A 13,738-nucleotide genomic window follows, 5' to 3' on the forward strand; every position below is an offset into this window, starting at 1 on the left:
ACCGAAATGCCGAATCAGGAACACATCGAACACGCACAGCCATTTTCATCGCTGCCGCCGACTCAGGCAACGATGGCGGCGCAGCAACGCGCCTTGCACGACCTTCCGCCGGATGATCCCGACGAAGAGGCCGACGCGCGGCGCGGCTTCATCGGCACGATTCCCGATGCGGAAGTGCGCGGCGCCTACGATCAGGTGATCTGGAGTCTCGCCGATTACGGATTCCTCGACGACACGCGCGCGCCCGCGTCCGCGCATCCGGCGCTGTGGCGGCATGCGCGCATCAATACGCTGCACGGCCTGTTCCGGGTGACCGAGCGCATCTTTCAGGTCCGCGGCTTCGATGTCTCGAATGTGACCTTCATCGAGGGCAAGCGCGGGCTCATCGTCATCGATCCGCTGACCTGCAAGGAAACGGCGGCGGCCGCGCTGGAACTCTACTTCACGCATCGTCCGAAGCGGCCGGTGGTCGCTGTTATCTACAGCCACAGCCATGCGGATCACTTCGGCGGCGTGCGCGGCGTCACCTGCGATGCCGACGTGCACGCAGGGCGCACGAAGATCATCGCGCCCGCCGGCTTCATGGAAGAGGCGGTGTCGGAGAATGTCATGGCAGGCCCGGCGATGGCGCGCCGCGCGCAGTTCCAGTTCGGTCATACGCTCGCGCGCAACGCGTGCTGCCAGATCGACGCCGGCATGGGCAAGACCATCCCGCGCGGCACGATCACGCTGATTCCGCCGACGCAACTCATCAGCGAAACGCTGGAGACGCACATCATCGATGGCGTCGAGATTGTGTTTCAGCTGACGCCCGAAAGCGAAGCGCCTGCGGAAATGCATTTCTATTTCCCGCAGGAACGCGCGCTCAATCTCGCCGAGAACGGCACGCGCTCGCTGCACAATCTCTGTCCGTTGCGAGGCGCGAACGTGCGCAATGCGCAGCGCTGGGCGCGTTATCTCGGAGAATCGCTGGAGCGCTTCGGGCGCGACGCCGACGTAGTCTTCGCGCAACACAACTGGCCGACCTGGGGTAGCGAGCGCATCGTCAGCTATCTCGAAGCGCAACGTGATCTCTACAAGTTCCTGCACGATCAGACCGTGCGGATGATGAACCGTGGCATGAATGCCGCCGAGATCGCGGAAGTCATGCATCTGCCGGATTCGCTGCGCGCGCTGTGGCATACGCGCGGTTATTACGGCACGGTCTCGCACAATGTGAAGGCGATCTACCAACAGTACCTGAGCTGGTACGACGGCAATCCTGCGAATCTGCATGCCTTGCCGCCCGAGATGGCGGCGACGCGCTACGTCGAATACATGGGGGGCGCGGATGAAATGCTCGATCGTGCGCGCCGGGACTACGAAAAAGGCGAATACCGCTGGGTCGCGCAAGTGATGAATCATCTCGTGTTCGCTCAGCCGCAATTGCGCGAAGCGCGCGAACTGGGCGGGGCGGCGCTCGAACAAATGGGTTATCAGGCGGAATCGGCGACGTGGCGCAACGCGTTCATGCTCGGCGCGCGCGAGCTGCGCGAAGGACGCCGCTCGGTGACCGGGTTCGCCGGACGCAGCCGCGACATGGTCTGCGCGATCACCGAGGAAATGTTCTTCGACTATCTCGCGGTTCGCGTCGATGGCTTGCGGGCGCAGCACCTGCACGCGCGCATCGACTGGCAGTTCACCGATACGGCCAGGCGCTTCAGGCTGAATCTGCAGCACGGCACGCTGACGTGGTCGTCGATGTTGTCATCGCAGCCATCGCATGTGGTGGTCGCGATGACGCGCGACTCGCTGAACCGCATCCTGTGCGGCGAGACCGGTTTCGCCGAGGCATTGCGCGACGGAAACATTCTGCTCGAAGGCGACGGCGGCGTGTTCAAGGCCTTGCTCGGCACGCTCGACACCTTCGACGGCGAGTTCAACGTCGTGGAGCCGTGACGGTTCGGGCGCGGGGCGGCCGGATCGATCGGCGGGATGTACCATAGCGCTTCTCGAAGCGCACGCACAAGGGCACAACGCATGATCGATCTACGCAGCGATACCGTCACCCGTCCCAGCAAGCCGATGCTCGCCGCGATGTCTGCAGCCGCAGTCGGCGACGACGTCTGGGGCGACGATCCCACCGTCATCGAGCTTCAGGCCGCGCTCGCCGAACGCACCGGCAAGGAAGCGGGCCTGTTCTTCCCGAGCGGCACGCAGAGCAACCTCGCGGCCTTGATGGCGCATTGCGCGCGCGGCGACGAGTACATCGTCGGGCAGGTCGCGCACACGTACAAGTACGAAGGCGGCGGCGCGGCCGTACTCGGCAGCATTCAGCCGCAGCCGATCGAAAACGCGCCCGACGGCTCCTTGCCGCTCGAGAAGATCGCAGCGGCGATCAAGCCGATCGACAATCACTTCGCGCGCACGCGGCTGCTCGCGCTCGAAAACACGATCGGCGGCAAGGTGCTGCCGGCCGGTTACGTCGCGCAGGCGACGAAGCTCGCGCGCGATCGCGGGCTGTCGACGCATCTCGACGGCGCGCGCGTGTTCAACGCGGCGGTGGCATCGGACAAGCCGGTCAGCGATCTGTGTGCGCCGTTCGACTCCGTGTCGGTCTGTTTTTCAAAGGGATTGGGCGCGCCGGTTGGCTCGGTGCTGGTCGGCTCGAAAGCATTGATCGAGGTCGCAAGCCGCTGGCGCAAGGTGCTGGGCGGCGGCATGCGTCAGTCGGGCTTGCTCGCCGCCGCGTGTCTCTACGCGCTGGAGCATCACGTCGATGACCTGGCGCAGGATCACGACAACGCCGCGCGTCTCGCCGCCGGTCTGGGCCAGATCGACGCAATCACCGTGTTGTCGCACGCAACCAACATGGTCTTCGCGCAGATTCCCGAGGCGCATTGCGCGCCGCTCGAAGCGTTCCTGAAGGAGCGCGGCATTCTGATGCAGATGCTCTATGCATCGCGATTCGTCACGCATCGCGATGTGTCGCGCGCGGATATCGACACGGTCATTCACGCGGTCAAAGACTATTTCGCGCGTTGAATGAAAAATGCCCCGCTCTGAATGCAAGCGGGGCATTTCTCGACTCGGAACGGCAAGCTTAGTCCACTGCGCCGCCTGCAAACCAGGCCGCCACTTTCTGACGCTCGGCGTCGGTCATCTGCGTCACGTTGCCGAGCGGCATCGCCTTCAACGTCACCGCCTGCTGATGCACGCGCTGCGCGTTCTGCTTGATCTCGGCAGGCGTATCGAGCAAGACGCCGGCGGGCGCGCTGCCCATCATCGTCGGATGCGCGGAGTGGCACGTCGCGCAGCGCTGCTGGATGATCGGCTGGATGTCGGAGACCTTGATGGTCGGGGCACCCGCGGCTTGCGCGACCGGCACCGACGGCGCAGGCATGGTCCACGCGAATGCGCCGAGCACCAGCGCGAGGCCCGCGACCGGCATGTACCACAGCACCTGGCCGCGATGGCGCATCACGAAGAACTGGCGAATCAGCGCGCCCGCCAGCATGATCAGCACGAGAATCAGCCAGTTGTACTTGTGCGTGTAGGTCATCGCGTAGTGGTTCGACAGCATCGCGAACACGACCGGCAGCGTGAAGTACGTGTTGTGCACGGAGCGCTGCTTGCCGCGCTTGCCGTAGATCGCGTTCGGCGTCTCGCCCTTGAGCATCGCGGCGACCATCTTGCGCTGGCCCGGAATGATGACGAAGAACACGTTGGCCGACATGATCGTCGCGATCATCGCACCGGTGATCAGATACGCGGCGCGGCCCGCGAACACGTGGCACGCGATGAACGCCGCGACCAGCACGTAGATGCCGACGCAGATGCCGAGCAGCTTGTCGTTGGTGCCGAGCACGCGGCACAGCGTGTCGTACACGATCCAGCCGGCCATCAGGAAGCCGAGCGCGGCCGACACAGCGACGACCGGGCCCATGTCGAGCACGCTCTTGTCGATGAGATAGGTGCTCGGCGCCATCAGATACAGCACGAAGAAGAGGCCGAAGCCCGACATCCACGTGGTGTACGACGGCCAGAACGACCAGTGCAGGCTCTCCGGCATGTCCTGCGGCGCGACGGAGTATTTCTGCATGTGATAGAAACCGCCGCCGTGAACGTGCCAGAAATCGCCGAACACGCCGCGACGGCGCGCGTTCGGGTCGGTGGGCGGTTTCAAACTGTTGTCCAGCGCGACGAAATAGAACGATTCGCCGATCCAGGCGATCGCGACGATGACGTGCAGACAGCGCAATACGAGATTGAGCCAGTCGGTGACAAAGCCTTCCATGTACTCCTCCACTACCGATTCGTTATGCGCGGGGACGGCGCGATATAGGTATGTTTTAGCTGCCGCTCAGCTTCCGCGATACGTGCTGTAGGCCCATGGCGAAACGAGCAGCGGCACGTGATAGTGCGCGCCGGAATCCGCGATGCCGAAGCGCAGTACGACACGATCGACGAAGCGCGGCTCGGGCACCTTCACGCCGAACGCGGCGAAATAATCGCCGGCATGGAACACCAGTTCGTATTCGCCGGGTACGAGATCGGCGCCTTCGAGCAGCGGCGCATCGGCGCGGCCGTCGTCGTTGGTGTGGATGGTCTTGATCGCGCGGCGGCTGTCGCCGTCGAGCGCGAACAGTTCGACCTTGATGCTGGCGCCCGGGCGGCCGTGCGCGGTGTCGAGGACGTGGGTAGTGAGCTTGCCCATTTCGCAGTTTCCTTGAGTTATGCGAGATCCGGCTTTGCGCATCGATCCGAAATTCGGCACCCCGGCGTTGAGGTGCTTCTGCGGCGGATCGAGGCTCCACGTCAGTGGCTACATACCCGTCGGCGTTTCAGATGCGCGCCGTGTACAGCATTGTAGGAATTTGAGACGCGCTGTGCGCCCGCGATAGGAAAGATAATGCCCAACGCATGACAGCGGCGCGTAAGCCTTGCAGCAACGGGTTCGCGGACGTTTCCGGGGGCTTCCGGACGGCTCTTCCGCCGATGCTACCCGCGCCAAAATTCACGAATATATTGCCTGCCTGAGGACGACTATGACGGCAGTCTGATTGCGTCCGATTTTTTGGCTACGGACAGTGGCGATGCGCGCAAAGTCTATGGATACTTGCCGCGTCCCGAAGACGGCGGCAGACGCTGGGTAACCGGGGCTTTACTGGTTCCCCTGAACGTCTCTGGAGAAAAAGCCGATGCCACGCAGTCTATTGGTCAAGAATGCTCACATGCTCGTCACGATGGACGAAGCGCGCCGTGAAATTGCCGACGGCGGCCTGTATATCGAAGACAACCGCATCGTCCAGGTCGGACCGACGAGCGAACTCCCGCCCACCGCCGACGACGTGCTCGACATGCGCGGCCATCTCGTCGTTCCGGGCCTCGTCAACACACACCATCACATGTATCAGAGCCTGACGCGCGCGATTCCCGCCGCGCAGAACGCCGAACTGTTCGGCTGGCTCACGAACCTCTACAAGATCTGGGCGCATCTGACGCCCGAGATGATCAACGTGTCGACCAAGACGGCGATGGCCGAATTGCTGCTGTCCGGCTGCACGACGTCGAGCGACCATTTGTATATCTACCCGAACGGCAGCCGGCTGGATGACAGCATCGCGGCGGCGCGCGAGATCGGCATGCGTTTTCACGCGGCGCGCGGCAGCATGAGCGTCGGGCAGCGCGATGGCGGGCTGCCGCCGGATTCGGTCGTCGAGAAGGAAGACGCGATCCTGAAGGACTCGCAGCGGCTCATCGAGACGTATCACGACGAAGGCCGTTACGCGATGCTGCGCGTGGTCGTCGCGCCGTGCTCGCCGTTTTCGGTGAGCCGCGAATTGATGCGCGATGCAGCGCTGCTCGCGCGCGAATACGGCGTGTCACTGCACACGCATCTGGCCGAAAACGTCAACGATGTCGCGTACAGCCGCGAGAAATTCGGCATGACGCCCGCCGAATATGCCGAGGATCTCGGCTGGGTGGGCCACGACGTGTGGCATGCACACTGCGTGCAGCTCGACAAACCGGGCATCGAACTGTTCGCGCGCACGGGCACGGGCGTCGCGCATTGTCCGTGCTCGAACATGCGGCTCGCGTCCGGCATCGCGCCGATCCGCGCGATGCGCGACGCGGGCGTGCCGGTGGGCATCGGCGTGGACGGGTCGGCATCGAACGACGGTGCGCAGATGGTAGCGGAGGTGCGTCAGGCGTTGCTGTTGCAGCGCGTCGGCTTCGGCCCGGACGCGATGACCGCGCGGGAAGCGCTCGAGATTGCAACGCTCGGCGGAGCGAAGGTGCTCAATCGCGATGATATCGGCGCGCTTGCGCCCGGCATGGCGGCGGACTTCGTGTCGTTCGACCTGTCGCAGACGGCGTTCGCGGGCGCGCTGCACGATCCGGTGGCGGCGCTGGTGTTCTGCGCGCCGTCACAGGTATCGACGAGTGTGATCGACGGCAAGGTCGTCGTGAAGGAAGGGCGCCTGACGACGCTGGATCTGGGGGCCGTGGTGGAACGGCACAACCGGCTGGCGGGTGAACTGGCGAACCGGGCGTAAATGAAGCGGGGCGCCCGAAGGCGCCCCGTCCGAAGCATCACGGCTGATCGATCAGCGACCGCGTCGCTTCGCCGACGAGCCCGCGCAGCCAGCGGACTTCATCGGAGTAATGACAGCGCTCGTGCCAGAGCTGGTAATACTGCATCGGCGGGAAATCGAGCGGCGCGGGCACGACCGCGAGCGGCAGAAACCGCGCGTAGTGATCGGCGAAGAGCCGCGTCGTCGTGAAGACCAGATCCGACTTGATCAGCACGTAAGGCGCGAGATTGAAGTACGGCAGCGTGACGACGACATGACGCTTCAGACGCTCGCGCGCCAGATGCACGTCGATCGCGCCGCGCTGGCCGACGGAATAGGGCGTCGGCGCGAGATGCGGCGCGTTCAGGTACTGATCGAGCGTGAGCCCGCCGCGCTTGGCGAACGGATGCTGATTGCTGACGAGACACACGATCTTGTCGACGAACAGGTTCGAGAGGTGCAACTGCTCGGGCGGCTCCGGCCAGTTGCCGACGACGATATCGAGCTTGCCATCCTCGAGCGCGAGTTCGTAGTCGAACGCAGGCCCAAGCGAATGAAACTCGAGCGTCGCATTCGGCGCGGCCAGACGAAAGCGTTCGACGACGGTCGGCACGAACAGCACGTTCAGATAGTCGGGACAGCCGATGCGATAGCACCGCACGGAAGTCGAAGGATCGAAGTTGTGCTGCTGGACCTTGATGCGTTCGATCTCGCGCAGCGCGTTCTGCGTGGGCTCGAGCAGGCGCAGTCCGTATTCGGTCGGCACCATGCCGGACTTGCCGCGCACGAGGAGCGGGTCGCCGGTGATGTCGCGCAGCCGGCGTAACGCTGCGCTGATGGCGGGTTGGGACTGATTGAGTTTGACGGCCGCGCGGGTCACGCTGCGTTCCATCAGGAGGGTATGCAAGACGCGCAATAAATACGTATCGATCGCCTCGCGTTGCTGACTCATGTTATCTCCACTATATGTTCTGGCTGATCGATGCGGGGGTGCCACATATCATTTTTAATATGTCGTGAAAATTTCGTCAAGGTGTGGCTTACCCGCAAACATTGGCTTTGGTGGGGCGCAACACCTAATTTTGAGTTATCGACTTAGTGTTCCGAATTCTGTAAATTCTGCCCGCGATATGAGTTCGTGCGACATGAGGGTTTGTCTCACGCTCGTGAGCGGTAACTTTTCCAGCCCGGCCTGCTCGGTGGCCGGGCGCATTTCTGGATCTTCATGGGCGACGCCATTTCCAAGTCGACCACGCCACCGCGCCTGGCGTTGTCGGGTATCAGCAAACAATATCCGTCCGTCAAGGCCAATGACGGCGTGAATCTCGTCGTCATGCCGGGCGAAATCCACGCCGTGCTCGGCGAGAACGGGGCGGGCAAGTCCACGCTGATGAAGATCATCTACGGCGCGGTGCGCCCGGATGAAGGCGAGATCCGCTGGCAGGGCGAGGCGGTGGAGATCGGCAGCCCGGCCGCCGCGCGCAAGCTCGGCATCGGCATGGTGTTCCAGCACTTTTCCCTCTTCGAGACGCTGACGGTCGCCGAGAACATCGCGCTCGCGCTCGACGAGAAGTTCGACATGAAAGCCTTGGGCAAGCGCATCCGCGAAGTGTCGAAGGACTATGGCCTCGATGTCGATCCGCAGCGTCATGTGCACAGTCTGACCGTGGGCGAGCGGCAGCGCGTGGAAATCGTGCGCTGTCTGCTGCAGAATCCGCGTCTGCTCATCATGGACGAACCGACTTCGGTGCTCACGCCGCAAGCGGTCCAGAAACTCTTCAAGGTGTTGCGCCGGCTCGCGTCCGAAGGCTGCAGCATTCTCTACATCAGCCACAAGCTCGACGAAATCCAGTCGCTCTGCGAAAACGCCACCGTGATGCGCGGCGGCCGCGTGACCGGCAACGTCGATCCGCGCAAGGAAACGCAGGCGTCGCTCGCGCAACTGATGGTTGGCCATTCGCTGCCCGATTACACGCGGCGCGAGCACAATCCGGGCGACGTGCGGCTCGCGGTGAAGAATCTGTCCGTGGCGAGTCCGGATCCGTTCGGCACGTCGCTGGAGAACGTGTCATTCGCGGTGCACGCGGGCGAGATCTTCGGCATCGCGGGCGTTTCGGGGAACGGGCAGGCCGAACTGCTCGCGGCGCTGTCGGGCGAGATTCGCGACCGGCACGTCGCGACGGATGCCGTATCGATCTGCGGCAAGCCCGCCGCGCGACTGACGGCGGGCGGACGGCGCAGGCTCGGTTTCGCGTTCGTGCCTGAAGAACGCCTCGGGCGCGGCGCGGTTCCCGCGATGTCGCTCGCCGACAACGGCCTGCTCACCGCGCATCGCGAGAACATGGTGCGCGGCGGCTGGATCAGGGCGGCCACGGTGAAGGCGTTCGCCCAACGCTGCATCGAATCGTTCGACGTGCGCTGCGGCGGCAGCGACGCGCTCGCGCAAAGCCTCTCGGGAGGCAATTTGCAGAAGTTCATCGTCGGGCGCGAGATTCTTCAGGAGCCGAAGGTGCTCGTGGTCGCTCAGCCGACCTGGGGCGTCGATGTCGGCGCGGCGGGCTTCATCCGCCAGCAACTGCTCGATCTGTCGGCGCGCGGCGTCGCGATCCTCGTGATTTCCGAAGAGCTGGAAGAACTGTTCGATATCTGCGACCGGCTCGCCGTGATCGCGCGCGGCAAGCTCTCGCCGGTGCGCAAGACGAGTGAAACCAACGCGGAGGAAGTCGGCCTCTTCATGGCCGGCCTTTTCGAAGGCAAGCCTGCGACCGCTGCCGAACCCGACTCTCTCTTGAAGCACTAAGCACGATGATCTTTCCCTATCGACTCGAAGCGCGCCCGACGCCCTCGCGCGTCATGCAGCTCGCGGTGCCGGTGGTCGCCGCCGTCGCGACGCTCATCATCGGCTTTCTGATTTTCAGCCTCGTCGGGCAGGACCCGCTGCGCGCGATGCACGCGTTCTTCATCGATCCGCTTGCGAGCGTCAACGGCTGGTCAGAACTCGTGCTGAAAGCGTCGCCGCTGTGCCTGATCGGGCTCGGGCTCGCGGTCGGCTATCGCGCGAACGTGTGGAACATCGGCGCGGAAGGGCAGATGCTGCTCGGCGGCATCGTCGCGGGCGGCATCGCGATTCATGCCGGCGATGCGTCCGGCTGGTGGACGCTGCCGTTGATGATGCTCGGCGGCATCGTCGGCGGCATGCTGTGGGCGGCGATTCCCGCGCTGCTCAAGAGCCGCTTCAACACCAACGAAATCCTGACGAGCCTGATGCTCACCTACGTCGCGACGCAGTTGCTCATCTACCTCGTGAGCGGCCCGTGGCGCGACCCCGAAGGCATGAACTTCCCGATCTCGGCGATGTTCGGCGACGACGCGCTGTTCCCGCGCCTCTACGGCGACTGGCACTGGAGCTGGCTCAAGGGCACGCGCATCAACGCGTCGGTGTTTCTGACGGCGATCGCGATTCCCTGCGTGTGGCTCTTCATGCGCAAGAGCTTCGCGGGCTTCCGGATGAACGTCGGCGGTCTCGCGCCGCTCGCCGCGCGCTACGCCGGCTTCTCCGACAAGAAGACGATCTGGACCTCGCTGCTGCTCTCCGGCGGCCTCGCGGGGCTGGCCGGCATGGGCGAAGTGGCCGGTCCCATTGGACAGTTGCAGGCGGGCTGGTCGCCGGGCTACGGCTTCACCGCGATCATCGTCGTGTTCGTGGGGCGGCTGCATCCGGTGGGCATCGTGCTCGCCAGTCTGCTGATGGCGCTGCTGTATCTCGGCGGCGAAGCGGTGCAGACCTCGCTGCAACTGCCGCAGGCGCTCGCGGGCGTGTTTCAGGGCTTGCTGCTCTTCTGCCTGCTCGGCTGCGATCTCTTCGTGAATTACCGCATCAAGCGCAGGACGCCCGCGCATCACGCCGCATAAGAGGCACGACAACATGGATATCAATCAAGCCGGCAACCTCGCTTCGAGCGCCGTGATCGCCGCGATCCCGCTGATGTACGCTGGCGCGGGCGAACTCGTCGCCGAAAAATCGGGCGTACTGAATCTCGGCGTCGAAGGGATGATGCTGATGGGCGCGGTCGCGGGCTACGCCGTCACCGCGATCACGGGCAATCCGTGGCTGGGCATCGTCGCGTCCGTGTTCGCCGGGCTCGCGATGGCGCTTCTGTTTGGCTTTCTCACCATCACGATGCTCGCCAATCAGGTTGCCACCGGCCTCTCGCTGACGATCTTCGGCATCGGCTTTTCGGCGTATATCGGCAAGCCGTACACGTCGGCGGCGGTGCGTGCGAGCATCGACGTCATGCCGATTCCCGGCCTCGCGAACATTCCCGTGCTCGGCCCCGCGATCTTCTCGCTCACGCCGCTCGGCTATCTCGCGTTCATCATGTTCGCGGTGATCGGCTGGTTCCTCTACAAGACGCGCGCGGGGCTCGTGCTGCGCTCGGTGGGCGAATCGCCGTCGGTGGCGCATTCGGTGGGTTTTCCGGTCGTCGGCGTGCGTTATGGCGCGACGCTCTTCGGCGGCGCGATGGCGGGCATCGCGGGCGGCTATTACTCGATCGTCTATCTGCACGTCTGGCAGGAACAACTGACGTCGGGGCGCGGCTGGATCGCGCTCGCGCTCGTCGTGTTCGCGACGTGGCGGCCGGGGCGCCTCCTGATCGGCGCGTTGCTGTTCGGCGCGGTGATGGCGCTGCAGTTCTACGCGCAGGCGATCGGCGTGCCCGTGCCGACGCAGTTCCTCGCGATGTTGCCGTATATCGCGACCATCGTCGTGCTGGTGCTCATTTCGCGTAACGCGAACACGATCAAGCTCAACGCGCCCGCATCGCTCGGCAAGCCGTTCTTCGCGGCGAGTTGATGCTGTTGTTCTCGCGCAGCGTCGTGGTTTCGCTCTCATTTTTGACCGACCAAACTGATGCGGGCCTGCAATGCCGTTTCACACACAACATCGACCAGGAGAATCACAATGAATAAACCATGGCTGAAGGCGATCACCGCGACGGTCGCACTGTCCGCCACCGTCGCCGCGCTGAGCGCGCGCGCGGCGGACGCGCCGGGCGTCGCGTTCGTCTATCTCGGCAATCCGGGCGATGCGGGCTGGACCTTCGCGCACGACGCCGGCAGCAAGGAAGCCGAAGCGAAGTTCGGCAGCAAGATCAAGATCACGCGCGTGGAGAACGTGCCGGAGTCCGCGGACTCGGAACGCGTGTTCCGCGATCTCGCGAACAAGGGCAACAAGGTCATCTTCGCGACGAGCTTCGGCTATCAGGATTTCGCGTTGAAGGTCGCGAAGGATTTTCCCGACACCATCTTCCTGACGGCGACCGGCTTCAAGAAAGCCAAGAACTTCGGCACCTATGACGTACGCATGTATCAGGGCGCGTATCTGGCCGGCGTCGCCGCGGGCTATGTGACGAAGACGAACACGCTCGGCTTCGTGGCGTCGGTGCCGATTCCGGAAGTCGTGCGCAACATCAACGCGTACACGATGGGCGCGCGCTCGGTGAATCCGAAGGTCCATACGAAGGTCATCTGGATCAATAGCTGGTTCGATCCGGGCAAGGAAAAGCAGGCGGCCGAAACGCTGATTGGCCAGGGCGCGGACGTGCTCCTGCAGAACACCGATTCCAACGCGACGCTCAACACCGCCGCCGAGAAGAAGGTTTATGCCTTCGGCTGGGACTCGAACATGAAGAAGTTCGGTCCGAGCGCGCATCTGGGCTCGGTGGTCGCGCACTGGGGCGTGTACTACAACGAGGTCATTCCCAAGGTCCTCGACGGCACGTGGAAGAACGATCCGGTATGGCTCGGCATTCCGCAAAAAGCCGTGGATCTCGAAGACCTGAACAACGGCGTGATTCCCGCGAAGGCGCTGCAGGCGGTCGCTGCGAAGCGCGACGAACTGCACACTGGCAAGTGGGATGTGTTCAGTGGTCCGATCAAGGATCAGTCTGGCGCCGAGAAGGTGCCGGCGGGCAAGACGCTCACGGATCCGGAATTGCAGCGGATCAACTGGTATGTCGAAGGCGTCGACGGGTCGTTGCCGAAGTAAGCGCGCGCGTTCGGTCCGCGCAAAGACAAACCGCGCTTCGTTGCGAAACGAAGCGCGGTTTTTTCATGCGACGCAGCCACGCATCAATCGATACGCAGTCCCACCTTGATCGTCACCTGCCAGTGCAGGATCTTGCCATCCTCGATGTGTCCGCGCGTCTCCACCACTTCGAACCAGTGCATATTGCGCAGCGTCTTCGATGCCTTCTCGAGCGCGACGTGCACGGCATCGTCGCTCGACTTCGGCGAGGAGCCGGTGAGTTCGATCTGCTTGTAGACGTGTTCCGACATGGTGTTCTCCTTGTAGTGACCCGTTGTGTCGCGAGAAGCTCGCAGTACCGGTGCAGCAACGCACGCGCCACGCTTTCGCGCGTGGCTTCCATTAAAGGACAGGAAAGCGCGCACGAGTAGTGGGGGTTTGCGCGAAGCGCGCCAGCGCGCGCGACAATGCGCGGGCCTCGTGGATGAGGCCCGCACACATCGGTGCAGAACGGGGAGGATCAGGAAAAGATCAGCGCAGCGGCCGCGAGGCGGCGTCGCCCGCGTCCTGGCGGCGCGTGCCGCGACGTCTGCGCGCGGAAACCGTCGCGCCGAATTCGCTCAGAATCTGCGCGCGGGCGCGGCTCGCGAATACGAGGAAACCGAAACCGTTCGCCTCGTACCAGTAACCGCCGTTCTCCAGACCATCGAGCGGCTGCTCGAGCGCATTGGTGATCGATTCGACACAGCGCCTGTGCAGCTCGTCGATGGCCGGATACGGCGGCTGTGCGCCGCGCACGCTGCACAGCAGGACATCGAGCCCCGGCAGAACGTGCGCGTACAGAACCGGCTCATCCTGAGCGCGAGCACGGGCAATCTTCGTGTCTAATTGACCGAATGGCTTGAAATGCCGCAGCACGGCGAGAAAAGACTCGTCGCCATCGGCCTTCACGCGTTTACGCTTTTTCGGGAAGGACATAAAAACTCGCCTGAAAAAGAATTGCAAGAAACGCAGCGTCCTCATGCGGCCACTCCCGTCTTGCGCGCCGCACGTCGATCTTTTATAGCGCATCGATGTGATTAGGTCACGGTGAATCGGACGATTCGATGATTGACCGGCAAAGGTGCCAGCGCACATCCATGGCGCACGATTC

At 63.7% G+C, this 13,738-nt stretch carries 12 protein-coding genes; 7 read left to right on the forward strand and 5 right to left on the reverse strand.

The window, feature by feature from the left end:
* Positions 1-6: 6 nt before the first annotated feature.
* A complete protein-coding gene (locus tag NK8_RS06025) occupies positions 7-1,938 on the forward strand; it encodes an alkyl/aryl-sulfatase (protein ID WP_225936212.1) in 1,932 nt (643 codons plus the stop codon).
* An 81-nt stretch (positions 1,939-2,019) separates the two neighbouring features.
* Entirely contained in the window at positions 2,020-3,024 is a 1,005-nt protein-coding gene (ltaE, locus tag NK8_RS06030) for a low-specificity L-threonine aldolase (RefSeq protein ID WP_213228060.1), read from the forward strand.
* A gap of 58 nt (positions 3,025-3,082) precedes the next feature.
* On the opposite strand, the gene NK8_RS06035 is transcribed toward ltaE, so the two are convergent.
* Together NK8_RS06035 and uraH are read right to left on the reverse strand one after the other, a co-directional pair.
* A complete protein-coding gene (locus tag NK8_RS06035; protein WP_213228062.1) occupies positions 3,083-4,276 on the reverse strand; it encodes a urate hydroxylase PuuD in 1,194 nt (397 codons plus the stop codon).
* Positions 4,277-4,342: 66 nt separating this feature from the next.
* Positions 4,343-4,696 carry a hydroxyisourate hydrolase gene (uraH, locus tag NK8_RS06040; protein ID WP_162065497.1) on the reverse strand — a complete coding sequence of 118 codons (354 nt, stop codon included), beginning with the start codon at positions 4,694-4,696 and terminating at the stop codon, positions 4,343-4,345.
* 484 nt (positions 4,697-5,180) lie between these two features.
* Here uraH and NK8_RS06045 point away from each other — a divergent pair, with 484 nt between their 5' ends.
* Positions 5,181-6,539: an 8-oxoguanine deaminase gene (locus tag NK8_RS06045; protein WP_162065498.1), complete on the forward strand. Its 1,359-nt coding sequence runs from the start codon at positions 5,181-5,183 to the stop codon at positions 6,537-6,539.
* 37 nt (positions 6,540-6,576) lie between these two features.
* Here the strand turns inward: NK8_RS06045 and NK8_RS06050 are convergent, their stop codons facing one another.
* Entirely contained in the window at positions 6,577-7,509 is a 933-nt protein-coding gene (locus NK8_RS06050; RefSeq protein WP_162065499.1) for a LysR substrate-binding domain-containing protein, read from the reverse strand.
* A gap of 273 nt (positions 7,510-7,782) precedes the next feature.
* Here NK8_RS06050 and NK8_RS06055 point away from each other — a divergent pair, with 273 nt between their 5' ends.
* From NK8_RS06055 to NK8_RS06070, 4 genes are all read left to right on the forward strand, one after another.
* Positions 7,783-9,357, forward strand: coding sequence for an ABC transporter ATP-binding protein (locus NK8_RS06055; protein ID WP_213228064.1), 1,575 nt, complete (start codon positions 7,783-7,785; stop codon positions 9,355-9,357).
* A gap of 5 nt (positions 9,358-9,362) precedes the next feature.
* The gene (locus NK8_RS06060) at positions 9,363-10,469 is read left to right on the forward strand and encodes an ABC transporter permease (protein ID WP_213228066.1); all 1,107 of its coding nucleotides are present in this window, start codon (positions 9,363-9,365) and stop codon (positions 10,467-10,469) included.
* A gap of 13 nt (positions 10,470-10,482) precedes the next feature.
* Positions 10,483-11,412: an ABC transporter permease gene (locus NK8_RS06065; RefSeq protein ID WP_061175609.1), complete on the forward strand. Its 930-nt coding sequence runs from the start codon at positions 10,483-10,485 to the stop codon at positions 11,410-11,412.
* Positions 11,413-11,520: 108 nt separating this feature from the next.
* Positions 11,521-12,606, forward strand: a complete 1,086-nt coding sequence (locus tag NK8_RS06070; protein ID WP_162065503.1) for a BMP family ABC transporter substrate-binding protein — start codon at positions 11,521-11,523, stop codon at positions 12,604-12,606.
* Positions 12,607-12,689: 83 nt separating this feature from the next.
* Here NK8_RS06070 and NK8_RS06075 read toward each other — a convergent pair whose 3' ends face one another.
* Entirely contained in the window at positions 12,690-12,896 is a 207-nt protein-coding gene (locus NK8_RS06075; protein WP_061175607.1) for a dodecin, read from the reverse strand.
* A gap of 220 nt (positions 12,897-13,116) precedes the next feature.
* On the reverse strand, positions 13,117-13,608 hold the full coding sequence (locus NK8_RS06080) for a hypothetical protein (protein WP_061149898.1): 492 nt from the start codon (positions 13,606-13,608) through the stop codon (positions 13,117-13,119).
* Between the last annotated feature and the right edge of the window lie 130 nt (positions 13,609-13,738).

The sequence above is a fragment of the Caballeronia sp. NK8 genome (assembly GCF_018408855.1).
GTDB lineage: Bacteria > Pseudomonadota > Gammaproteobacteria > Burkholderiales > Burkholderiaceae > Caballeronia.

Bases quoted from the DNA above. Each gene is read 5' to 3' on its own strand.
- NK8_RS06060 (WP_213228066.1), top strand. From the start codon at position 9,363: ATGATCTTTCCCTATCGACTCGAAGCGCGCCCGACGCCCTCGCGCGTC.
- NK8_RS06080 (WP_061149898.1), bottom strand. From the start codon at position 13,608: ATGAGGACGCTGCGTTTCTTGCAATTCTTTTTCAGGCGAGTTTTTATG.
- NK8_RS06055 (WP_213228064.1), top strand. From the start codon at position 7,783: ATGGGCGACGCCATTTCCAAGTCGACCACGCCACCGCGCCTGGCGTTG.
- NK8_RS06045 (WP_162065498.1), top strand. From the start codon at position 5,181: ATGCCACGCAGTCTATTGGTCAAGAATGCTCACATGCTCGTCACGATG.
- NK8_RS06070 (WP_162065503.1), top strand. From the start codon at position 11,521: ATGAATAAACCATGGCTGAAGGCGATCACCGCGACGGTCGCACTGTCC.
- NK8_RS06050 (WP_162065499.1), bottom strand. From the start codon at position 7,509: ATGAGTCAGCAACGCGAGGCGATCGATACGTATTTATTGCGCGTCTTG.
- NK8_RS06035 (WP_213228062.1), bottom strand. From the start codon at position 4,276: ATGGAAGGCTTTGTCACCGACTGGCTCAATCTCGTATTGCGCTGTCTG.
- NK8_RS06065 (WP_061175609.1), top strand. From the start codon at position 10,483: ATGGATATCAATCAAGCCGGCAACCTCGCTTCGAGCGCCGTGATCGCC.
- NK8_RS06025 (WP_225936212.1), top strand. From the start codon at position 7: ATGCCGAATCAGGAACACATCGAACACGCACAGCCATTTTCATCGCTG.
- ltaE (WP_213228060.1), top strand. From the start codon at position 2,020: ATGATCGATCTACGCAGCGATACCGTCACCCGTCCCAGCAAGCCGATG.
- NK8_RS06075 (WP_061175607.1), bottom strand. From the start codon at position 12,896: ATGTCGGAACACGTCTACAAGCAGATCGAACTCACCGGCTCCTCGCCG.
- uraH (WP_162065497.1), bottom strand. From the start codon at position 4,696: ATGGGCAAGCTCACTACCCACGTCCTCGACACCGCGCACGGCCGCCCG.